Origin of the sequence: Aquabacterium fontiphilum (assembly GCF_009909205.1) — a bacterium.
Lineage (GTDB): Bacteria > Pseudomonadota > Gammaproteobacteria > Burkholderiales > Burkholderiaceae_C > Aquabacterium > Aquabacterium fontiphilum.
Map to the genome: position 1 here is coordinate 102,429 of NZ_JAAAPN010000002.1, position 21,946 is coordinate 124,374.

General features: G+C 62.8%; 20 protein-coding genes. 8 read left to right on the forward strand and 12 right to left on the reverse strand.

Translation table 11 applies throughout. The features are described from left to right. Positions 1-8: 8 nt before the first annotated feature. Genes GTZ97_RS02525 through GTZ97_RS02545 form a run of 5 tightly spaced genes read left to right on the forward strand, consistent with a single transcriptional unit; the run spans position 9 to position 5,635 of the window. Positions 9-1,121 (forward strand): glycosyltransferase family 4 protein, encoded by a 1,113-nt coding sequence (locus GTZ97_RS02525; RefSeq protein ID WP_161648953.1) that lies wholly within the window; start codon positions 9-11, stop codon positions 1,119-1,121. After that, positions 1,118-2,323, forward strand: coding sequence for an O-antigen ligase family protein (locus tag GTZ97_RS16945; RefSeq protein ID WP_161648954.1), 1,206 nt, complete (start codon positions 1,118-1,120; stop codon positions 2,321-2,323). The genes GTZ97_RS02525 and GTZ97_RS16945 overlap by 4 nt, the downstream gene beginning before the upstream one ends. Beyond that, positions 2,320-3,339: a glycosyltransferase family 4 protein gene (locus GTZ97_RS02535; protein ID WP_161648955.1), complete on the forward strand. Its 1,020-nt coding sequence runs from the start codon at positions 2,320-2,322 to the stop codon at positions 3,337-3,339. The genes GTZ97_RS16945 and GTZ97_RS02535 overlap by 4 nt, the downstream gene beginning before the upstream one ends. Then, positions 3,336-4,433, forward strand: coding sequence for a glycosyltransferase family 4 protein (locus GTZ97_RS02540; RefSeq protein WP_161648956.1), 1,098 nt, complete (start codon positions 3,336-3,338; stop codon positions 4,431-4,433). Before GTZ97_RS02535 ends, GTZ97_RS02540 begins: the two co-directional genes overlap by 4 nt. Then, positions 4,430-5,635, forward strand: a complete 1,206-nt coding sequence (locus GTZ97_RS02545; RefSeq protein WP_161648957.1) for a glycosyltransferase family 4 protein — start codon at positions 4,430-4,432, stop codon at positions 5,633-5,635. The genes GTZ97_RS02540 and GTZ97_RS02545 overlap by 4 nt, the downstream gene beginning before the upstream one ends. A gap of 33 nt (positions 5,636-5,668) precedes the next feature. Here the strand turns inward: GTZ97_RS02545 and GTZ97_RS02550 are convergent, their stop codons facing one another. Continuing rightward, entirely contained in the window at positions 5,669-6,775 is a 1,107-nt protein-coding gene (locus tag GTZ97_RS02550) for an MraY family glycosyltransferase (protein ID WP_161648958.1), read from the reverse strand. Between the two features lie 118 nt (positions 6,776-6,893). Here GTZ97_RS02550 and GTZ97_RS02555 point away from each other — a divergent pair, with 118 nt between their 5' ends. Continuing rightward, positions 6,894-9,347: a ligase-associated DNA damage response DEXH box helicase gene (locus tag GTZ97_RS02555; protein ID WP_161648959.1), complete on the forward strand. Its 2,454-nt coding sequence runs from the start codon at positions 6,894-6,896 to the stop codon at positions 9,345-9,347. A 4-nt stretch (positions 9,348-9,351) separates the two neighbouring features. On the opposite strand, the gene GTZ97_RS02560 is transcribed toward GTZ97_RS02555, so the two are convergent. The 7 genes from GTZ97_RS02560 to GTZ97_RS02590 form a co-directional block, all read right to left on the reverse strand. Then, positions 9,352-9,567, reverse strand: coding sequence for a DNA gyrase inhibitor YacG (locus GTZ97_RS02560; protein ID WP_161648960.1), 216 nt, complete (start codon positions 9,565-9,567; stop codon positions 9,352-9,354). Positions 9,568-9,578: 11 nt separating this feature from the next. Then, positions 9,579-10,337: a cell division protein ZapD gene (gene zapD / locus GTZ97_RS02565; protein ID WP_161648961.1), complete on the reverse strand. Its 759-nt coding sequence runs from the start codon at positions 10,335-10,337 to the stop codon at positions 9,579-9,581. A gap of 31 nt (positions 10,338-10,368) precedes the next feature. Next, positions 10,369-11,001: a dephospho-CoA kinase gene (gene coaE, locus GTZ97_RS02570; RefSeq protein WP_161648962.1), complete on the reverse strand. Its 633-nt coding sequence runs from the start codon at positions 10,999-11,001 to the stop codon at positions 10,369-10,371. Continuing rightward, a complete protein-coding gene (locus GTZ97_RS02575; protein WP_407926725.1) occupies positions 10,998-11,831 on the reverse strand; it encodes a prepilin peptidase in 834 nt (277 codons plus the stop codon). The genes coaE and GTZ97_RS02575 overlap by 4 nt, the downstream gene beginning before the upstream one ends. A 39-nt stretch (positions 11,832-11,870) precedes the next feature. Continuing rightward, positions 11,871-13,085, reverse strand: coding sequence for a type II secretion system F family protein (locus GTZ97_RS02580; protein WP_161648963.1), 1,215 nt, complete (start codon positions 13,083-13,085; stop codon positions 11,871-11,873). Between the two features lie 31 nt (positions 13,086-13,116). Then, entirely contained in the window at positions 13,117-14,844 is a 1,728-nt protein-coding gene (pilB, locus tag GTZ97_RS02585; protein WP_161648964.1) for a type IV-A pilus assembly ATPase PilB, read from the reverse strand. Between the two features lie 157 nt (positions 14,845-15,001). Then, positions 15,002-15,925, reverse strand: coding sequence for a glycosyltransferase family 2 protein (locus GTZ97_RS02590; RefSeq protein ID WP_161648965.1), 924 nt, complete (start codon positions 15,923-15,925; stop codon positions 15,002-15,004). 90 nt (positions 15,926-16,015) lie between these two features. Between GTZ97_RS02590 and GTZ97_RS02595 the strand changes: the two genes are divergently transcribed. Then, a complete protein-coding gene (locus GTZ97_RS02595) occupies positions 16,016-16,957 on the forward strand; it encodes a UDP-glucuronic acid decarboxylase family protein (protein ID WP_161648966.1) in 942 nt (313 codons plus the stop codon). A 6-nt stretch (positions 16,958-16,963) separates the two neighbouring features. On the opposite strand, the gene GTZ97_RS02600 is transcribed toward GTZ97_RS02595, so the two are convergent. Genes GTZ97_RS02600 through GTZ97_RS02610 form a run of 3 tightly spaced genes read right to left on the reverse strand, consistent with a single transcriptional unit; the run spans position 16,964 to position 20,117 of the window. Next, the gene (locus GTZ97_RS02600; protein ID WP_161648967.1) at positions 16,964-18,694 is read right to left on the reverse strand and encodes an ABC transporter ATP-binding protein; all 1,731 of its coding nucleotides are present in this window, start codon (positions 18,692-18,694) and stop codon (positions 16,964-16,966) included. Positions 18,695-18,753: 59 nt separating this feature from the next. Beyond that, complete coding sequence (locus GTZ97_RS02605) at positions 18,754-19,188, reverse strand: YybH family protein (RefSeq protein ID WP_161648968.1); 435 nt, start codon at positions 19,186-19,188, stop codon at positions 18,754-18,756. Beyond that, positions 19,170-20,117 carry an ATP-grasp fold amidoligase family protein gene (locus tag GTZ97_RS02610; RefSeq protein WP_161648969.1) on the reverse strand — a complete coding sequence of 316 codons (948 nt, stop codon included), beginning with the start codon at positions 20,115-20,117 and terminating at the stop codon, positions 19,170-19,172. The genes GTZ97_RS02605 and GTZ97_RS02610 overlap by 19 nt, the downstream gene beginning before the upstream one ends. Before the next feature lie 132 nt (positions 20,118-20,249). On the opposite strand from GTZ97_RS02610, the gene GTZ97_RS02615 reads away from it, so the two are divergent. After that, positions 20,250-21,092, forward strand: coding sequence for a glycosyltransferase (locus tag GTZ97_RS02615; RefSeq protein WP_161648970.1), 843 nt, complete (start codon positions 20,250-20,252; stop codon positions 21,090-21,092). On the opposite strand, the gene GTZ97_RS02620 is transcribed toward GTZ97_RS02615, so the two are convergent. Further along, positions 21,089-21,898 carry a hypothetical protein gene (locus GTZ97_RS02620; protein ID WP_161648971.1) on the reverse strand — a complete coding sequence of 270 codons (810 nt, stop codon included), beginning with the start codon at positions 21,896-21,898 and terminating at the stop codon, positions 21,089-21,091. The genes GTZ97_RS02615 and GTZ97_RS02620 overlap by 4 nt on opposite strands. Positions 21,899-21,946: the final 48 nt, after the last annotated feature.

A 21,946-nucleotide genomic window follows, 5' to 3' on the forward strand; every position in this document is an offset into this window, starting at 1 on the left:
AGGCACCCATGAACATCGCCATCGTCACCAACATGCTTGCACCGTACCGCATCCCGCTCTTTCGGGCGCTGGCGGCACGTCCAGAGGTGAGCCGTCTGACTGTGCTCGTGTGTGTGGACAAAGAGCGCGACCGCGATTGGACGGTCACATCGGAGCCGGGTTTCGAGGTGGTGCGCTGCTGGGGCCTTAGCCTGCAGCGCACGATCGGAGGCGATCGTTTGCGTGTGGTGCACCTCAGGTTCGGCGTGATGCAATGGCTGGCAACCCAGCGCCCGGATCACGTGCTCATCGGCGATGCTTCGTGGACGTCTTATCTGGCGACGCTCGCCTGTCGTGTCCTTGGCATACCTTACAGCGTCTGGAGCGAGATCACCCCCGTCAGCCGGGTCTCCGACGGCCTTGCGGGCCGCCTGCGACGGTGGATGTACGGTGGGGCGCACAGGTGTGTGGCAGCCAGCGGGGAGGCCGCTCGCTTTTTGGCCGGGCAGGGCGTGCCTGAGCTGCGCGTACGGCGGGCTATCAATGCCGTGGATGTGACGCAGTTGCAGACCGCCGCAGCGAGGTGGTGGCCAGAGCGCCACGCCGTGAGATCGTCCCTTGGCATCCCGCCGGATGCTTTCGTTTTTTTGTATGTGGGTCAGTTCATCGCGCGCAAGCGCGTGAAGGAAACCGTCGCCCTTCTTGAGCAGGCGGCCGCCAAGCGTCCCGTTCATCTGATTCTTGCTGGAAGCGGACCGTTGGAGCACGCGCTTCGCGAACAGACGGTAGCGTGTCAGCATCTCACCACCAGCTTTGTTGGTTTCGTGGAGGGCGATGCGCTGTGGCGTCTGTATGCAGCGGCGCATGCCTTGATTTTGTTGAGCGATGACGAACCATGGGGGATGGTGATCAGCGAGGCACTGGCCTGCGGCTTGCCGTTCTTTTCTGTTGCCACGGTGGCTGCAGCAGTTGAGTTCCACACCTTCGGCATGGTTTGCAATGGTCTGGCAGACGCCGCCAGCGCCTTGGAAGCGTTCTTGGAAAGCAACCCACTCGCACAGTCCATGGATATGCGCCCATCCTGCGCAGTGTCTGCCACGCCCGACAGCTGGGCTCGCGAGGTGCTGGAGGCACTCGCGTGAACATCGACTCGGAAGGCGTCGCATTGTCATTGAGGCGTGCGGCCGTGTTTTTTCTCGCTGGTTCGTTTGTGAACGACCTGGTGTTGCTCGAAGGCGTGACGCCCTTGTCCCTGGCCAAGCTGCTGTTTCTGGTCGGATTCGGCTTGCTGTTTTTGTTCGGATTGTCCGTGCGCCAATTGGGCAAGATCGACGTATTGGTGATGTTGTATGCCGGGGGGCTGGTGTTTCTTTCTGCGCTGCCAGCCAATGGTTATGCAAACGACTACGCTGCCTCCATTGCGCTTTCATTGGGCATAGGGCTGGTTGCGCACCTTGTCATCGCCTGCCTGAAGCACGAGGACTTGCGCTTCTTCCTGTCGAGCTATGTGATCTGGATGCTGTTTTCGGCAGGGCTTGGGGTGGTTCAGGCCGCAACCGGTGCGGGCTACATCAGCGAGCGCGCTTTCGAGTCGATCGTTGTTCCCGGCGTGTGGCGTGCGGCTGGGCTGAGTTCCGATCCCAACTACTTCGCGCTGATGTGCCTGATGGCACTTGTGATCTTGAACGCGATGCTGGAATGGCGTCGTTTCAGGTTCGCCGCGTCTGTGATCCTGTCGATCGCCGTGCTGCTTTCCGGGTCACGGGCAGGCATCCTCGTATACATGCTCATGGTCATGATCTGGACCTTTTCCGCGCTCAGGTTGTCATGGTTTCTGCGGCTCTTGGCAGTCGCCGTGGGCGCTGCTGCATTGTTCTGGTTGGCCAGCCTCAACCCTGCCTTGGGGCTCATATTCGACGCCGGGAATTACACAGAGGCAGCCGACAGGACCTCTCTGCAAGACCGGGGACTCCTTGCCGCGCTTGCACTTGATGTGTTCAGGACGCACCCATGGCTTGGTGCGGGCCTGGGGTCCGTCCGCGCTCATGAGCTGAACTTGTCTGGCAGTGTTTCGCACAATGCCTACCTGGAGATTGGGGCGGAGTCTGGGCTCGTCGGGCTTACGCTGTGGCTGGGGCTTTTAATGGGGCTCTATGTCGCGCTGTCGCGTGTGGAGCGAGATCGATCGGCGTTAGGCGGACGTTGGCTCGTTGTCGTGTTCGCTCTGATGAGTCTGACCCTTGTGACGGGTTCAACCCGGCTGTTTTTCCTTGTCTCGGGCGTTGCGTCTTGCTATGTCTGGCACGCTCGTGCTAAGTCTGTCCGTGAGAGGCTCACGGCATGAGGCTTCGGGTCTTCAATTTTTCCGACGTATATGGCGGGCAGGAGGTGTACCTCTGCACTCTCCTGAACTGGTTGCAGGCGCGCAATGAGATTCAGCACCTGACGTTTGTGGGGGGGCCAGCCTCGCTGATGAGCGCGCTCTCTGCAGTGCGCCTCAGCGACAGCACCCTGCAGCGTGAGGCGGCGCGTGAGGTGTGGCTGTTGAACGGCAACCGCGCGCTCTACCGCCAGGCATGGCGGCGTCGCGGCCCGGAAGTTCGCGTTTACGTCCAGCACAGCAGCATCGACGACCGACAGGCTGGCTTTGTGAAGTCGTTGATCCGCCGCCTGCTCCTGCGCGTGCTGCTCAGGCGGGTCGAAGTCGTGATTCGAGTCAGCCGGGCGTGCCTTCCTGACTCATACGCGCCAGGAAAAACCCACACGATTCCGAACGGTGTGGATCTGGCGCGTTTTCCATGTCGCAAAGCATGGCGGCTCGGGGATGATGGTGGGCCGCTGAAGCTCCTGATGGTGGGGGCGCTGACCGTCAACAAGAATCAGCGCCTGGCCGTTCGCTTGCTTGCTTCGTGGCCCAGTGCAACTTTGACGCTGGTCGGCGACGGGCCCGAACGTCTTTCGTTGCTGGCCGAGGCGGATCGGCTTGGGGTGGCCCAACGTATTCATTGGCTGGGCATGCAAGGGGATCCCGCCCCCTTTTATCGCGAGGCAGATGTCTGCTTGTTGCTGTCACGCTTTGAAGCCGCGCCGTTTGTGTTGCTTGAAGCCATGGCCAGCGGTACGCCGGTGGTGGCCACCAGCGTGGGCGGCGTTCCCGAGGTGCTTGAAGATGGCGTGAATGGAAGACTGCTGCCAGAGGCGACAGTGCCTGCGCTCCAGGCGGTGCTGGAGGGGCTACTGCGCGATCCATCTGCCTTGAAACGCCTTGGGCTGGCGGCGCGACAAACCATCGAGCTGCGCTACACCGTCAAGCACATGTGCGAGGGTTTCGTTGAGGCGGTGGGGGCGGCCTCATCATGATCCTTGCCATCGACGCCCGTTTGATGCTGGGCCATCCGCGTGGGATGGGCCAGTACGCTCGCATGCTTGCTCAGCCTGTCAAGCAGCAGGCCCGCCTGCTGGTGCCCTCCGGGCAAGCAGGCCTGCTGGCCGATGCCAACGGACTGGCGAAGGGGCACGCGTTGGATCCGTGGTGGGAGCAGGTGTGCTTGCCTCAGCTCGCGCGAGAAGTGCGGGCAACTCACCTGCTGTGCCCCTCCAATACGGGGCCCATCCAGCGTCTGCCGGGGTGCGCCAAGATTCTCGTGGTGCATGACCTGATCTACATGCTGGGCGCGCAAGACTTGCCGTGGTCTCGGTCGGTTTATCAGAGCCTCGGCCGCATCTACCGACGCGTGGTGGTGCCCCAGGCGCTGAAATCGGCAGACTGGGTGGTGACTGTGTCGAACCACACGCGCGTGCAGCTGACTGAGCAGCTGGGCGTGCCCCCTCGACGCATCAGGCTGGTGCCCAACACGGTGTCTGAAGACTGGTTCGTGGATGCGCCGCTGCCCGACGCCGAACGGGAGGGTCATTTGTTGTGTGTGGCCGGAGAGGCGCCCAGCAAGAACCTGCCAAGGTTGTTGCAAGCCTTCGGACATGTGGCGCGGCGTCTCGGTTCTGCGCCGCGCCTTCGGTTGGTGCTCGTAGGCGTCTCCCGGGCGCAGCAGCCCCACTTTGCCGCCCTTGCCGCTCAAGCCGGGGTGGGCCAGGCCGCGCTGGTGTTTCTGAACGACCTGCCCGCCGCGACGCTGCGCCATCTTTACCGTACCGCGTGGGGCTGTGTGGTGCCGTCGCTGTACGAAGGGTTTGGCATCCCGGCTCTGGAAGCCATGGCAAGCGGTACGCCGCTGGCTTGCAGTGATGCCACCGCGTTACCCGAAGTCACTGGAGGTCACGCCTGGCACTTTCCGCCTTTGGATGTGGAGGCCATGGCGCATCAAATCACAACCATGTGCCTGGCCGCAGACCGTGCTGGTCGCGCTCGGCAAGCACTGGCGTACGCAGCAGCGACGTTTCACCCGCTGACGGTGCAGCAGGACGCGCGCGGTTTCTGGGAAGAGGTTGGGGCATGACCCTGTCCAGGCCTCGTGTGTTGGTTCTGACTCCTCGGTTCCCGTACCCGGTGGTTGGCGGCGACCGCCTGCGCATCTTCGAATTGTGCAAGGTGCTGTCGCAACATGCGGATCTCACGCTGTTGAGCCTGTGCGAAACGAGAGACGAGCTGACGATGGCGGTGCCGTCGGATGGTGTGTTTCAGGGGGTCGAGCGCGTGTATCTGTCGCGCTGGCAGTCGCGTCTGAATGCGCTGCTGGCCTTACCCACGCTCACGCCGCTTCAGGTTGCTTACTATCGGAGCCGTCTTTTTGCTGATCGTGTCGCGGCGTTGATGCCGCAGCACGACCTGGTGCTGGCCCATCTCATTCGCACTGGTGACTACGTGAGGCGCCGGCCCGTCCCTGGCATTCTTGAGATGACGGACGCCATTTCGTTGAACTACCAACGGGTCAGTCAGGCCGGGGGCGCGCTGCGAGACTGGCGCTCCCTCGTGTACCGCGTGGAGGCGCGCAGACTGTTGCGTTACGAGCGAGCCGCGCTCAAGGATTTCGAGCGCGTCCTGCTGGTCTCTGACGTCGATCGTGCTTTTTTGCTCGGTGAGCGGGACGATCCGAACGTGCTCGTCTGTTCCAACGGGGTGGATCTGTCGCATCTGCCTTTCTGCTCAAGGGAGCAGGCGGAACCCGTCGTGGTGTTCATTGGCAACATGAACACCGTGCAAAACCTGGACGCGGCCATCTTCTTTGCGGCTGAGGTGCTGCCTCTGCTCAGGCGCCTTGGCCCATTCCGCTTTCGCATCATTGGCAGGATGGATGCGCACACGCAGGCCGTGCTTGCTGCCTATGAGGGTGTTGAACTCAGCCCCAATGTGAGCAGCGTGGCAGATGCCGCAAGCGGTGCGTTCGCGGCTGTCGCGCCCATGCGGTTGGGCGCTGGCATTCAGAACAAGGTACTGGAGTACATGGCTCTGGGCCTGCCATGTATCTCGTCCAGCGTGGGCTTTGAGGGTCTTTCGGCCTGCCCCGGGGAGGACTTGCTTTTGGCCGACTCGGCATCAGATTGGGCGCGCGGGATCGAGATGCTGTGGACGAGTCCCGAGACGCGCGGCCGGCTCGCTTGCTCAGCTCGCCGCTATGTTCAGGAAAACCACGACTGGACGGCCCGGCTGGCGCCTGTGGTCACGGCGGTGGCGCAGTTGTCTCAGAAGTCCGATGTCTGATTCTCCGCACAGGCGCGGCGCAGTCGACAGGCGTCAGGTCACCAGCGCGCGAGTGTCGTGCAAGGCATGTCCGCTGCGCAGCAGCCCATGGATGTAGGCCAGCAGGAAGAAGGTGCAGACCGTCGCGATCAGGGCACGCATGGTGTCCTGCATCCACACGACTGCGAGGGTCTGACATAGCGCCACCAGGGACCACAGCAGCGTACTGGTGATGCTGTGGGAGAGCCAGCGGCGCACCCCGGGCGGCGTGGGGTGCCTTGTTTCAATCGCGCGAAACACTAAATGGTGCAAATGCCCGGTATCCGGCATGCCCGTGTGCGCGCGGTTCAGCACCTTGCGCCGGTACATCGAATACACCGTCTCCCAGACCGGATACAGCAGCGACAACAGCACGGCCCAGGTCGACACTTCTGGGTTGCGGCTGAGCAGCAGCACGGCGCAAGTGGCCACCCAGAAACCAGCCAGATAGGCGCCGCCGTCTCCGAGGAAGATGCGCCCGAAGGGGAAATTGAACACCATGAAGCCAACCATGCCGGCCATGCCCCACAGGCACAGCCGCATCACCAGCAGGTCGTTGGTCTGCCACGCCATCGCGGCGAGGCCCGCCAAGATGATCACCACCGATCCGGACGCCAGCCCATTGAGCCCGTCGATGATGTTCACCGCATGCGTCATGCCGCCCACGGCGAAGCATGTGAACGCAAATGCAATCGGGCCGTAGACCATGAGGTCATCCAACAGCGGGGTGTCGAGCCGGGTGAGTTGCGCATCGGCGAGGTACACGCCAAGCGCCCCAGAGACAAAAGAAGCGATCAGGCGCGTGCGGACAGACACCCGCTTCGTCAGGTCTTCGACGATCCCGGCTACAAACACGGGGGTGGCGGCCGCGAGCAGCAGGATCACGGTGGGGTAGGTTTCGCCGTTGAGGTGATAGCCGACCACGATGCCGATCAAGAGACCCACCACGATGCCGAGACCCCCGATCCGGGGCACGGGAATGGTGTGCATCTTCTGTACGCCTTCCAGGTCACTGTCCAGCGACAGGCGCCCATGCCAGCGCTGCGTCAGCACCAGCACGGCACAGACCAGAAAGCTGGTTCCCAATACGGCCACTACGGCCCAGAACAGGGCGTCTGTCATGTGATCTTGCTACCGAAAGTCCCTGAGAACGCGGCGATGTTGCGTCGCACCAAATGCTACCTTGGCCCCAGTGTGATGCAAGATGCGTTTGGGCGAAACGTTTAGATTCAGGACAACAATGCCGAACTTCACCTGTTCGGACGATCTTGCGGCGTGGTTTGCGCAACACGGGTTCACCCCATTTGACTTTCAGCGTCAGGTCTGGCGGGAAATGGTGGCGGGGCGAAGTGGCCTGCTGCACGCGACCACCGGCTCCGGCAAGACGCTCGCTGTGTGGGGCGGGGCGTTGTCCGTGGCCGATCCCGCCGCCCGGGACATCCAGTGGCTGTGGCTTACCCCGATGCGGGCGCTGGCGGCCGACACCACCCAGGCCTTGAGCGCGCCAACGGCCGCGGTTGCGCCGGGCTGGCACGTTGGCCTGCGCACGGGCGACACCCCTTCGGCCGAGCGCGCCCGGCAAGACCGGTCCTGGCCACAGGTGCTGGTGACCACGCCCGAGTCGCTGAGCCTGATGCTGTCGCGCCCCGATGCGGCGCAACGTTTTGCCGGCCTGCAGGGCGTGGTGGTCGACGAATGGCACGAGCTGGTGGGCAACAAGCGCGGCGTGCAGGTACAGTTGGCGCTGGCGCGGCTGCAGGGTTGGCGCCCTGCGCTGCGCATCTGGGGCATCAGCGCCACCCTGGGCAATCTGGATGGTGCGCTTCGAGCCTTGCTGCCGCGTCATGGCGATGTGCGCCCCGTCATCATTCAGGGCCGCATTGACAAGCCGCTGCAGATCGACACGCTGCTGCCGGCGTCGCCCGGTGATCTCTCCTGGGCCGGGCATCTGGGGGCACCCATGGTGGCGCCTTTGGCGGCCGAGCTGGACGGCGCCTCGACCGCCCTGGTGTTCACCAACACCCGCTCGCAGGCCGAGCTCTGGTACCAGGCCTTGCTCGCCGCGCGTCCCGATTGGGCAGGCTTGGTCGCGCTGCACCACGGCTCGCTTGATGCCGACGTGCGCGCGTGGGTGGAGCAGGGCCTCAAGGAGGGCCGGCTCAAGGCCGTCGTGGCCACCTCGTCGCTGGATCTCGGCGTCGACTTCCTGCCGGTGGAGCGCGTGATCCAGATCGGTTCGGCCAAGGGCGTGGCGCGGTTGCTGCAGCGGGCGGGGCGCAGTGGTCATGCGCCCGGGCGCACCTCTCGCGTCACGCTGGTGCCCACGCACACGCTGGAGCTGGTCGAGGCAGTGGCCGCCAGGCGCGCGGCACTGGCGGGGCAGGTCGAGTCGCGCCAGTCGCCCCACTGGCCGATGGACGTGCTGGTGCAGCACATGGTCACGGTGGCGCTGGGGGGCGGTTTTGAGGCGGAAGCCTTGTGGCACGAGGTTCGGCAGACGGCCGCCTTCGCCGATCTGCCTGAAGCGGAGTTCCAGTGGGCGCTGGATTTCGCGGCGCGGGGCGGCGACAGCCTGCGCGTCTATCCGGAGCACCACCGCATTGCGCAGGGGGCGGACGGCCTGTGGCGTGTGCCCGAGCACGAGCCGGTGGGGCGCCTGATCGCGCGGCGCCACCGCATGCAGGTGGGCACCATCGTCAGCGACGCCAGCATGGTGGTGCGCTACCTCAACGGCCCCAAGCTGGGCTCGGTGGAAGAGGGCTTCATCGCACGGCTGCGCAAGGGCGACTGCTTTCTGTTTGCGGGGCGGCTACTCGAGCTGGTTCGCGTGCAGGAGCTCACCGCTTATGTGCGCCGGGCCGAGGGACGACGGGCCGCGGTGCCGCGCTGGCAAGGCGGGCGCATGCCCTTGTCCACCGAGATGGCCGATGCCGTGCTGGCCCTGCTGGGCGAAGCGGCCGAAGATCGTTGCTGGCATGAGCCCGAGATGGCCGCGGCCCGCCCCATGCTGGCGTTGCAGAACAAGGTCTCGCGCTTGCCGCAGCCTGGGCGGCTGCTGGTGGAGCAGCACACCTCGCGCGAGGGTCACCACCTCTGGCTCTACCCGTTTGCCGGCCGTCTGGCGCATCTGGGCCTGGCCAGCGTGCTGGCTTGGCGGCTGGCACATGCGCGCCCTAACACCTTCAGCCTGGCGGTCAACGACCATGGGCTCGAGCTGCTCAGTGCCGAACCCATGCCGCTGGACGAGGCCACCCTGCGCGAAGCCCTGCGGCCCGACCAGCTGGCCGACGACATCCTGGCCAGCCTCAACGCGGGCGAGCTTGCGCTGCGGCGCTTTCGGGAGATCGCGCGGGTGGCGGGGCTGCTGTTCACGGGCTACCCGGGCCAGGCCAAGAGCGCGCGACAGCTGCAGGCTTCCAGCGGTCTGTATTACGAGGTGTTCCGCCAGCACGACCCGGACAACCGCCTGTTGCAGCAGGCACAACGCGAGGTACTCAGCCAGGAGTTGGAACTGGTTCGGCTGCAGCACGCGCTGGTGCGGCTTCAGGGGTGGCAGATGGATTGGATCGTCTTGAAGCGACCCAGCCCCTTCAGCTTGCCGCTGATGGTCGAGCGCCTGCGCGAGCGCATCAGCACCGAAAAACTGTCGGACCGCGTGGCGCGGGCGCTCAAGGCCATGGGGGCGTCAACCTGACGCCTCACACCCCGTTGTCGTCCAGCAGGTCTTCGCTGGTTGGCTTGGCCTCGACGCGGTACTGCTCGCTGGCCCAGGCGCCCAGGTCGATGGCCTTGCAGCCCTTGCTGCAGAAGGGGCGGTAGGGGTTGTCCAGGCTGTAGAGGTGCATCTCGCCGCATGAGGGGCAGCGCACCTTGAGGCGCTTGGCGCCCGTTGCCGAAGAGCTCGTGTCAGCCATCCCGACCCGCCTCACGCGCACAGGGTGAGCTCGAACCCCGCATCGCTGTCGGCGGCCAGCTTGAGCTTGCCGTCGGTTTCCGCCCGCATCAGGCGAATGGACACCATGAGGCGGTTGGCGCTGACCTCGGGGATGAGGCCCAGGGTTTCGTCGATGCGCAGGCGCAGCAACTGGTAGTTGCGGCTTTCCTTGAGGCTTTGCTGATACTGCCCGCAAGGGGCGGCCACCATGTGCGGGTGCCCTGCATCCCGAAGCAGACCCAGCATCAGCTGGATGGCCTGCGCAAAAGGCGCGAGGGTGCCCACCCAGCCGTGCAGGTCGGCCTGGCGCTGCGCCGCCGGCAGATGTTGCCAGGCAAAATAGGCGGGCAGGTCGAATTCGCAGGTGCCGCCCGGTATGCTGATGCGGCTGCGGATGCTCATCAGCCAGTCGTTGGCCTGCAGGCTCTGGCCCGCCTTGCCGGCGAGGGACTGCAGGCTGCTGTAGGCCTGCTCAAGGCGGCCGAGCACCTCATCAAGCACGGCCTCCTGGATGGCTGGGTTGCCGCGGTAAGACATGAACTGGTTCTTGTAGCGATCCAGATCGCGCAGCAGGTCGGTCTTGAGGTCGGCGCGTGAGGCCACGTCCATGACCTCGAACACGGTGGCCAGCGCGTGGTGGTGATCCACCGGGTCTTCGCGCCACATCAGCACGGTCAGGCGCTGGAACAGGTGCTCCAGGCGCAGCATCGTGCGGATGCTCTCACTCAGCGGGTATTCGTAAATGATCAACGCGCCACCTGATGCGGTTCAAGTCCGGAGGTCAACCACCATTGTTCCACAGGCGCCAGAGCTTCTCGACCTCGTGGCGCAATTGCTGAAGGGTCAGTCCTTCGTTGAGAATGATGTGGTCCGCCAGTGCGCGCCGGACTTCCCGGCTGGCCTGCTTCGCCAGCACCTTTTCGACGGCCTCACGGGGCCAGCCCGAGCGCACCATGACCCGGGCAATCTGCGTTTCTGGCTCGGCGTCGACCACCAGGATGCGGTCGACGCGCTGGCGCCAGTGCGGGCCGGATTCGGCCAGCAGCGGGACGTCATACACCACGTGCTGATCGGGCAGCGCCAGGTTGGCATGCGCGGCCGCGTGCTGCTGGATCATGGGGTGAAGGATGGCTTCAAGCCGCGCCAACGCCATCGGGTCGGCAAAGGCCAGTTCACGCATGCGTGCACGGTCCATCGCGCCGTCGGGGGTGATCAAGTGATCGCCGAAATGCTGCGCGATCTTCGGGATGGCCGCGCCCTGCGGTGCGGTCAGGCTGCGCGAGATCGCATCGGTGTCGACCAGATGGGCGCCCAACTCGGTCAGCATCTGGCTGACCGTGGACTTGCCGCTGCCAATGCCGCCGGTGAGGCCCACCGTCAAGCGGCGAGGCGCCGAGGGGGCCCCAGCGCTCATGCCCAGCCCAGCCACTCCAGCACGGTTGGCGCGCCCGCGAGGGTCACCACCAGGCCGGCGCCTGCCAGAAAGGGGCCAAAGGGCACGTACACGCCTTCGCGCAGTTGGCCCGACACCTTCATCACGATGCCGACCACCGCGCCAATGATGGACGAGCCCAGCACAATGGGCAGGATCATGCTCCAGCCCAGCCAGGCACCCAGGGCGGCCAGCAGCTTGAAGTCGCCGTAGCCCATGCCTTCCTTGCCGGTGGTCAGCTTGAACAGCCAATAGACCGACCACAAGGACAGGTAGCCCGCCACGGCGCCCCACAGGGCGTCGGTCAGCGGCAGTGTCGTCCAGCCCAGCGCGGCCGCGATGAGTCCTGCCCACATCAGGGGGAGCGTCAGGTCGTCGGGCAGCAGGGTGGTGTCCCAGTCGATGAGGGCGGCTGCGAGCAGCACCGCCACGAAGCCGCACCACAAGAGGGTGGTCGGCTGGGCACCGAATTGCTGGCCACACAGCACAAATAGCCCGCCTGTGGCCAGCTCGACCAAGGGATAACGCAGCGAGATGGGCGTCTTGCAGGCCGAGCACTTGCCGCGCAGCACGAGCCAACTCAGCACGGGAATGTTCTCGTACCAGCGGATGGCGTGGCCACACGCCGGACAGCGTGAGGCGGGTTTGGACAGGCTGAGCGGCTCGGCGGTCGGGGGCGGCTGGCCCAGCATGTCGGCCGCGTCAGCCTGCCAGCGTGCCTCCAGCATGCGGGGCATGCGGTGGACCACCACGTTGAGGAAGCTGCCCACGCACAGGCCCAGCACGCCCAACCCCCACGGGGTGAGCACCACGTCCAGCAGGACGCTCAGAAACGGCAGGTTCGACAAGGCTCAGACCACCTGACCCAGCTTGAAGATCGGCAGGTACATCGACACGACGATGCCGCCGATGATGGTGCCCAGGATCACGATGATGAAGGGCTCAATCAGGCTGGACAGCGCCTTCACGGCTTCGTCCACCTCTTCTTCGTAGAAGTCGGCCGCCTTGCCCAGCATCTGATCGAGCGCGCCGGATTCCTCGCCAATGGCCGACATTTGCAGCACCATCACCGGGAAGACGCTGGTGGTCTGCATGGCGTTGGTCAGACTGGTGCCCGTGGCCACGTCCTTCTGCACCTGTTCGGTGGCCTCGGCAAACACGGCATTGCCTGCCGCACCCCCCACCGAATCGAGCGCTTCGACCAGCGGCACACCCGCGGCAAACATCGTGGACAGCGTCCGCGTCCAGCGTGCGACCGCCGCCTTGTACATGATGTCGCCGAAGACGGGCATTTTCAGCAGCAGGCGGTCCATGCGCTTTTGCATGACCTCGGAGCGCTTCCAGCTCTGCAGGAAGAAATACACCCCGCCGCCGATGGCACCAAAGATGGCCCACCAGTACTGCACGAAGATCTCGGACATCCCCATCACAAACAGCGTGGGGGCCGGGAGGTCGGCACCGAACGAGGTGAACACCTCTTTGAACGCCGGGATCACGAAGATCATGATCACGGCCACCACCACGAAAGCCACGACCAGCACGGCCACGGGATAGGTCAGGGCCGATTTGATCTTTTGCTTGATGGCGATCGTCTTTTCCTGGTAGGTCGCCAGGCGATCCAGCAGGGTTTCCAGGATACCGGCCGCTTCACCGGCTTCGACCAGGTTGCAGTAAAGCGCGTCGAAGTACAACGGGTGCTTGCGGAAGGCCGCCGACAGGCTGGTGCCGGTCTCGACATCGCCGCGGATGTCATTGAGCAACTTGGTGACACGGGGGTTGGTGCTGCCGCGCGCGACGATGTCGAATGACTGCAGCAGCGGCACCCCGGCCTTCATCATCGTTGCCAGCTGGCGCGTGAAGACAGCGATGTCTTTGGGCTTGATCGAGCCTCCGCCACTGGTGCGACGTTTCTTGACCTTCTGCACCAGGATGCCCTGGCGCCGCAGCGTCGCGCCGACCATGGCCTCGCCGCCGGCGCGCATCTCGCCGCGCACGACCTTGCCGGCGCGGTCCTTGCCTTCCCATTCAAAAATGAAGTCTTCTGGTTTCTTTGCTGCCGTGGCCATGTAGGCAAACTCCGTCTGAGGCAGGGGCCGGTCACTCGTTGGTCACTGCAATGACCTCTTCCAGGGAGGTGACCCCCTGTTTCACCTTGACCAGCCCGGATTCGCGCAAGTCTCGCACGCCTTCTGCCTTGGCCTGCTTAGCAATATCCATGGCTGTGCCCTGACTGAGAATGATGCGTTGGATTTCCTCACTGATGGGCATGACTTGGTAAATGCCCACCCGTCCTTTGTAACCGTTGTTACAAGATGAGCAACCTACGGCACGATACGGCTTCCAGCTGCCATCCAGTTCGGCCTCTTTGTAACCCGCATCCAGCAGCGCCTGTCGCGGGTACTCCGCCGGCGCCTTGCAGTTCTCGCACAGGCGACGTGCCAGGCGCTGGGCGGTGATCAGGATGACGGACGACGCGATGTTGAACGGCGCCACCCCCATGTTCATCATCCGGGTCAGCGTGGTGGGCGCATCATTGGTGTGCAGCGTGGACATCACCATGTGACCGGTCTGGGCGGCCTTGATGGCGATGTCGGCGGTTTCCAGGTCACGGATTTCACCGACCATGATGATGTCGGGATCCTGACGCAGAAACGCCTTCAGCGCGGCAGAGAACGTCAGCCCCGCCTTGTCGTTCACGTTGACCTGGTTGATGCCGGGCAGGTTGATTTCAGCCGGGTCTTCCACCGTGGCGATGTTGACGCCCGGCTGGTTCAGGATGTTCAGGCAGGTGTAGAGCGACACCGTCTTGCCCGAACCGGTTGGCCCGGTGACCAGCACCATGCCGTAAGGCCGCTTGATCGCCTCGACCAAGCGGGCCTTTTCTTCAGGCTCATATCCGAGCGCCTCAATGCCCAGCTTGGCTGAAGACGGATCCAGAATCCGGATCACGATCTTCTCGCCGAACAGCGTCGGCAGGGTGCTGACCCGGAAATCGATCGCCTTGTTGCCGAATTTCAGCTTCATGCGGCCGTCCTGCGGCACGCGCTTTTCGGCGATGTCCAGCTTGGAGATCACCTTGATCCGAGAGGCGAGCTTGTCCTTGATGGCCAGCGGCGGCTGCGAAATCTCGCGCAACTCGCCGTCGATCCGGAAACGCACCCGGTAGTTGTACTCGTAGGGCTCGAAGTGAAGGTCGGACGCGCGGGCATTGATCGCGTCGATCAACATCTTCTGCAGAAAGCGCACCACCGGCGCGTCTTCCACCTCGGACGACATGTCGGACGCTTCAGGAGCCGGCGAGCCGATGTCTTCGGTAACATCGAACTCGAAATCGGACGATGCAATGGCCGACAGCTGCTCTTCAGCGGTCGCCGTCATGCCCTCCAGGGCCTTGGCCAGCTTGTCCTGTTCGACCAGCACCCACTCGGGTGTGAGCTGCGTGGTGAACTTGATGCGCTCGATGGCTTCCTGATCGGTGGGGTCGGCTCCGGCGACAAACAGCCGATTGCCCCGCTTGGATAGCGGCAACACCTGGTACTGAGCCGCCAGCTTGTTGTCGACGATGCCCTTGGGAACGCGCTGCAGGTCGACCGCCGAAAGATCCAGCAGCGGCACCGACAAGGCTTGCGAGAGCGTGTGCGCCAGTTCGCTGGCCTCAATGGTGCCGGTCTGAACCAGGGTCGCGACAAAGCTGCGGCGCTGCTCTTTGGCCGTACGCAGCAGCGCCTCGGCCGATTTGGGGTCGAGTTTGCCGGCGTTGACGAGCACCCGGGCGACGCCGGAGAGCGTGCCTGGGGAGTCGGCGAGGGTGGACTCAGCGGCCATGGGGTGGAAATGCAGGCGTAAGCGTCATCAGGGATCAGATGGTAGCGCAGGCGGGGCTCGTTCATGGTGCCAGCTAACGAAGCAGGCAAAGTTGGAAAAAAGGCGCATCAGCCTTCCAATTGACGGTCCGTAGCGGCTTGAGCACCTTCCTGTTTGATCATTTGCCGCCGCGCAGCATCCATCGGAGCTTCTTGATCTGCTTTCTGAGGCCTCGGTACTTGGCCAAGTAGAGTTTGCGCTTGCTGGGCAGTCGGTAGCGTTTCCACAGATGTTCGGGAACGAGATACGCCTCTCGGCGAGCCCAGTCCTTCAGGGTCGGTGGGCGTCTGGAGAGCTGAAACGATGAACAGTAGTGGTTGAACAAGCGATCGACATGCATGGCTCGCCTGATCTCATATGCATCTGAGAAGACCCGTCCGGCGAACGCGTTGCTCTGGTGCATGCGGTATCCCACCCGCAAGTCGAGCAGATGGCGTTTGGATGCGCCGATCAGGCTTGCGCCCCACACGAGAATGTCATCGGCCCGTGTTCGCCATTCAGCTTCATGGGGGTAGGGCAGCAGGTCAAGATAAAGCTTGCCTCTGACTGACACGCATGAGGTGGGGGAGCCGATCCACAACTGCCACATGCGCGTGGCATAGCTCGAAACCTGCCAGGTGAAGTTTGGAGTGTTGCTTGCGGTTGCCTTGGCTGTGGTGAGCGGGCTTTGCACGGTATCGAACTTGTGCGGTTCGCAGAAGTAGAAATCTGCTGGCTCAGCGTTGACTTCTTCTGTCAGACAGGCCAGATAGTCGGGGGGATAAACATCGTCTGCGTCCAGCAGGCATACCAGGTCGTCCTTGTCGATGTATGGCACCACCGCGTTGAAACAGGAAAGCTGCCCGCCATTTGGCTTGGAAATGATTTTCATCTCGGGCCAATGCTGGGCGTATGCCCGAGAAATGTTCAACGATTCATCTGTCGATCCGTCGTCGACGAGCAGCACCCGGTCAAAAGGACGGGATTGCTGCCGCACGGAATCCAGGCACTCTGGAAGGTATTTGGCGTAGTTGAAGTTGTTGATGACGCAAACGCAACGCATAGGCTGTATGTATTTGAGAGTGCCGACACATGCGCAACTGGCGCCCCGGTCATCCTGTAAATTTTACGTTCTGGATACAAGGGAGCATTCATGCGCGTGTTGGTAACGGGAGGCGCGGGTCTTATCGGCTCGCATTTGTGTGAGCGCTTGTTGCGCGATGGGCACGAAGTGTTATGTGTCGACAGTTATTTCACGGGCTCGCGGCAAAACATTGCGCACCTGACGAATCACCCCATGTTTGATGTGCTGCGTCACGACGTCACAGTGCCCCTCATGGTCGAGGTCGATCGGATCTATCACCTTGCGTGTCCGGCCAGCCCGGTGCATTACCAGCGAGATCCCGTTCAGACGATGAAAACCAACATCCTTGGCGCCATCAACATGCTGGATCTGGCCAAGCGACTGGGTGCGCGCATCCTGCAGGCATCTACCAGCGAGGTTTATGGTGATCCCGACGTTCACCCACAGCCCGAGTCCTACTGGGGGCGCGTGAATCCAGTTGGGGTTCGCAGTTGCTACGACGAAGGAAAGCGTGGGGCGGAAACGCTCTTCTTCGATTTTCACCGGCAGTATGGCCTGGAGATCAAAGTCATGCGCATCTTCAATACATACGGCCCCCGCATGTGCGCGGACGACGGCCGCGTGATCAGCAACTTCATCATGCAGGCCTTGTCCGGGAGGGACATCACCATCTACGGGGATGGGCAGCAGACCCGTAGCTTTTGCTATGTTGATGATCTGGTGAATGCCATGGTGTCCTTTATGGATTCTGAACCCGGTTTCACCGGTCCGGTGAATGCCGGCAATCCTGAGGAGTTCACGATGCTGCAATTGGCTGAGCAGGTGCTCAACCTCACGGCGAGTGTGTCCAAGATCGTCTTCAGGCCGCTACCTAGCGATGACCCTCGTCAGAGGCGCCCTGACATCACCTTGGCGCAGCAGATGCTGGGCTGGCGTCCGACGGTGCCGTTGAGTGAGGGCCTGGTTCGAACGATCGAGTACTTCAGGCATCAATCTGGCCGGCGACGCTGACCGCACTCAGTGCGTGGCCTGTATGCGCACCATGCCCGCATACAGGCCGCCGAGGGCCATCAGAGCGTCGTGTGAGCCTGATTCCACAACGCGCCCTTCGCTCATCACATGGATCACGTCCGCGTTTCGGATGGTGCTGAGGCGGTGCGCAATGATGATCAGCGTCTTGCTGCCCCGTAGATCTTCGATCGATTTCTGGACCACGCTTTCGGACTCAGAGTCAAGCGCTGAGGTGGCCTCGTCAAAGATCCATATCGGGGCGTTGCGGTAAAGCGCGCGCGCGATCGCAAGCCTTTGTCGCTGGCCGCCCGACAGCTTGCTGCCGTTTGTGCCGATGTCGCTGTCCATACCGTCCGGCAGCGTGGCGACGTGGTTCCACAAATTGGCGGCCCGAAGGGCAGACTCGACGCGTTGCCGGTCAACGCCATGAGTGCTCGCATAGGCGACGTTCTGCGCGATGGTGCCCTCAAACAGAATGATGTCTTGCGAGACCACGGCAAAATTGCGCCTCAGGCTCGCCAGCTTGAGGTCGTTGATAGGTACGCCGTCCAGCGTGATCTCACCAGATTGCGGATGGGCAAAGCGCAGCAGCGCGCTGACCACCGTGCTTTTTCCAGCGCCGGACGAACCCACCAACGCCACCGTCTGTCCCTTGCCCACATGAAGGTCCAAGCCATTGAGCGCGGGGGCTGAGGCACCATCGTACCGGAGCGTGACCTGACGGAACGCGATCTCTCCGTCACTCTTGTCCAACGTCCGTGTGCCCGTGTCAGGCTCGCTCGGCGCGGCTGTCAGCTCAAAGGCGCCTTTCATCGCGACCATGGCGCCGCTGAGGGGGGTGAAGACATCGGTCAACTGGCGCATGGGGGAAATGGTCATCAGCAAGGCGGTGATGAACGAGACGAATTCGCCCACGGTAGCCTGCCCCTGACTGGCTTGCCAGATGGCCAGGGTGAGAATGATGGAGACGCCAATGGCCGCGAACACCTGTGTGACTGGCGTGATGAGCGCACTGGTGGAAACCTGCTTCATGGACATGCGACGGTGGTGCTGCGCGTCGCGCTCGAAGCGCGCCATCTCGATGTCTGCAGCGTCGAATGTTCGCACCACGCGCCAAGCGCGGGCGTTGTCGTCGACAGTGGCCACCAGCTTCATTTGTGCAGCGTACTGAGCTTCTCCCACTTTGAGGAGGCGCTTGCGGATGAGCTTGACGCTGAAGCCCAGCAGCGGCATGGTGATGAAGGCCAGAGCTGTGAGCGCTGGGTTCAGGTACAACAGATACGCCAACAGAAAAAGCAGTGTGGTGGCGTTGCGTACGACATTGACCGCCGCATTGCTCAGCGCCCGGGATGCCTGCTGAGGGTCATTGATGACCTTGGCTACCGCCTTGCCTGGGCTCAGTGTCGTAAAGAGACTGGCATCGGCCTTGAGCAGCGCGCGCATCAGGTCCGTGCGCAAGGCCAGCACCATCATGCTGCTGGCGTGGCTCATGACAAAGGTGCCTGCAAAGTTGAAGAACCCGCGGATCATGAACAGGCCGATCACCACAACAGGTACCAGCCACAACGGGTACTTCAGGCCTTCCTGGAACCCCGAATCGATCAGCACCTTGAACAGTGCCGGGATGACCGGCTCCACCGCAGAGCTCAGCAGGAAAAACACCAGCGCGGCGGCCAATGCGCGCCACTGGTGTCGCAGGTAGGTGAGCAGCTTCTCAAAGGTGGCTTTGTCGTCCATCGTGACTTCTGTCAACGCGCAGGCCAGTCAGAATGAACGCGACCCCGCGGGGGCGAATCCTACTGCAGGAAGGGCTCCGGAGCCGGATTGATGGACAGATGCGTGTGAACGGCGTGCCAGCGCCCGTCCAGTTCATGCAAGACCATGGTGGCGCGCCCTTCGCGCTGGAACGGCTCCCCGCTGTGCGCATCAAGTCCTTCACTCGACCATTGGGCGGCGATGCTGAACAAGCCGTGGCATCCCCATCCTTTGATGGACTCAGGGACAAACCGGAATCCCCGCGTACGGGGCCACACCGCACGCCATTGGTGGGCGACGAGTGCCGGGCGCCCCGTCACAACACTCATCACAGTACCGTAGCTGTGAACGTTGACGTCAAAGAGCTGCTCCGCCTCGTCAAAACGGAGTTGGCGGATATGCTGCTCCCAAGTTGTCAGCCACTCACGCACGTCAGCGGGCAGTTCGTCAAAGGACATCATCGAAGCATTTTCCATGGCTTGCTCAGCAAGGCGTCGACCTCAGGCGGTCGCCTCGACAACGCGTTGCCCGGTGAGAAAGTGAGTTCACAGAGATACGTGCGCCCATCGCTACCTTGGAGGAAATCAACACGTACGGCGGAAAATGGGCGCGCGACCTCACGCGCGAAATGAAGCATCTGCTCGCAATTGTCGGGGATGCGGTACTGCTTGACGGGTGGAAGCGCAGATTGCCAGGGCAGCGGCTGAAAGCTTGCGTCCAGCCAGGACGACTCTTGTGTACCGTCGGCGTGCTTGACGAACATGCCGACCATCGGAATGTGTCCATTGAGCACATAGAAGTTCCAGGAGATCGCGTCTTCCGTTCCGCACACGCTTCGTTCGATCAATAGCTTCGGCTCGAACGTGTTGTACCACCATTCCCCGTCATCGAATCCGAAACGCGAGCGTAGCCAAACCGATGCGCGTTCTTCCAGAGCCAACCGGAGTTCATCAGTCAAAGGATAGGTGATGCGTTCGAACATGCCGCAGCCCAGGTTCGCCTTGAGGTAGTAGATTCCAGGCGGGAGGGCATTGTTGTCCGGCAGTTTGGGAACGTTGCTTTGCCAGACAAGCGGTGCGCATTGCAATTGGTCCAGAAGGGACTGAGGAATGAACCGGTGCGTCGATAGCTTGTCGCCGCCGCATGGCACGGGGATCTCGCCAAAGAACTTGAACCAGAAGACTTTCTCGTTGAAGCCCATCGGTGACACGATGGACGGATAACGCCCATGCTTGCGTCTGAACCGACGCATCGCACTGGCCATGACCCACACGAGCTTCCCTGGCGGGTAGAAGTCAATGCCTCGCATGCGTCCCGCCGGAGGCGTGCGTCGCCAAGGAGAGTTTTCGCTTGAACGCAGGCGGTTCAGTTGGCGCAGCGCTTCCAGCGCATCGCCGGAGCGCAAGAGCTTGAATCGATGGTTAAGCCTCATTGGCGATATTTTAGTGAGCAGGCATTGCGCATGATGTAATTCGCATCCATCAGGTTCCTGCGGGCTTCGCCATTGTCCGACACTGTGTTGCTTCCGTTGATTACCGTGTACGTTCCCACCCGCAACCGACGGGCGCTGCTGGAGCGGGCGGTCCGTTCAGTTCTCGATCAAGACTATCCATCGTTTGAGGTGGTTGTCGTGGACGACGCCTCGGTCGACGATACGCCCGAGTTGCTGGCGACGTGGAGCATGCGCGAGCCACGCTTGCGGTGGTTTCGTCAGCCTCAGCCCCAGGGTGCGCCTGCCGCGCGAAATCTGGCGTTGCGCGCCGCGCGGGGCGAGTTCGTCACGGGCTTGGACGATGACGATGTGTTCTTGCCTCGCCGCTTGATGGCGTTCGCGGAGGCTTGGCCCCATGCAAGCAGGGGGCGATCCCGAACCTTTCTCTACGCGCAATCCCGTTTGCTGCTGCCTGCCGGTGTTTCAGTCAGTCGTCGGCCGGCCCAGGTGTCGATGGACGACCTGTGCAAGGGCAATTGCGTCGGCAATCAAATCTTTGTGCCCAAGGAGCTGATTCTGGCGGTCGGCGGGTTTCGCGAAGGGCTGCCTGCCTGGCAGGACCTCGATGTGTGGATGAGCCTGTTGCGAGCAGGCGCCCAAGGAGTACGGGTCAACGAGATCACCATGGAGGTCGATGGGCGGGCGCGGGCAGACCGCATCACCTCGCAGCATCGACAGTTGATCGAGGCCGCACGCGACGCGGTACTGGCCCACCACACCGGGCTGACAAGGTGTCAGCAACGCGATCTGTTCTTGCAGGCGCTCGGGCGCCACTATGGTTTTCCATTGCGTTGGCAGGATGTGCAAGCTGTTTGGAAGCTGGATCCTTCTCGTCACACGGTGCGACGCCTGCTGAGCGTCGCCTGGCGCATGCTGCGCGGCCGTTAACACGCGGGCACGGGATGGGTGGGCATCAAGATCAGCATAGCGCCATCGACCGAGATGGACTTTCTCGCGACGGCGACGACGCGATAACCCTGGTGGCGCATGAGTTCGCGCAGCATGGAGATGTCCTGGGTGTGAACCAGCTTCAGTCCGGTGGTTCCGGCTCCCGTCTCCAGCATGGCGTCGGACTTCTGGTCGTCGATCAGGTTGCCGGCTACCGTCTCGATGGTGATCGGTCTGGATGACACCAGGTGGTTGGCCAGCCCCGGAAGCTGAACCTCCAGCAGGTCCGTAAAGTAGCTGCCGACCTTGTTGAGGTGGACGTACAAGGACCTCGGATTGTCGAGAGACACGAGCGCGTTGCGCGAACGCGCGCCTCTCTCGTAAGCCAACGCGAGAGACAAGCGGTTGAGCAGGGTACCCAACCCGAGCGACTCCATGTCGGCGCGGACAATCAGCCTGAAAAGGTATGACGGCCGATCGGGATGGTCATAGCCTGCTTCGTAGACACAGGCGGCCAGGCGACCCGTGGCGTCGCGCAACAGCAGTACCTGCCCAAAAAGAATGTAGCGGTATGAATCGAAGGGGCTGATCTCGTCTGCAGTGGCGCGGTCGTAACGACTGCGGACGAGAGACTCGATCTCTTCAATGTCGTGAACCGCCGCTCGATGAAGAGCGAGCCGCAACTCCCGGAGGCGATCGAGTTGAGCCTGCCTCAGTTTCCGGAAGAACTCTGCCTCCGCCATGCCCGTTTCCAGAAACGGAAAGACGCGCTCTGGAGGGTGGCACAGGAAAGCAGGCTTACGCACGATGCTGCGCTCACCATATATTTGGGGGGAATGTAATAATTCTGTCAT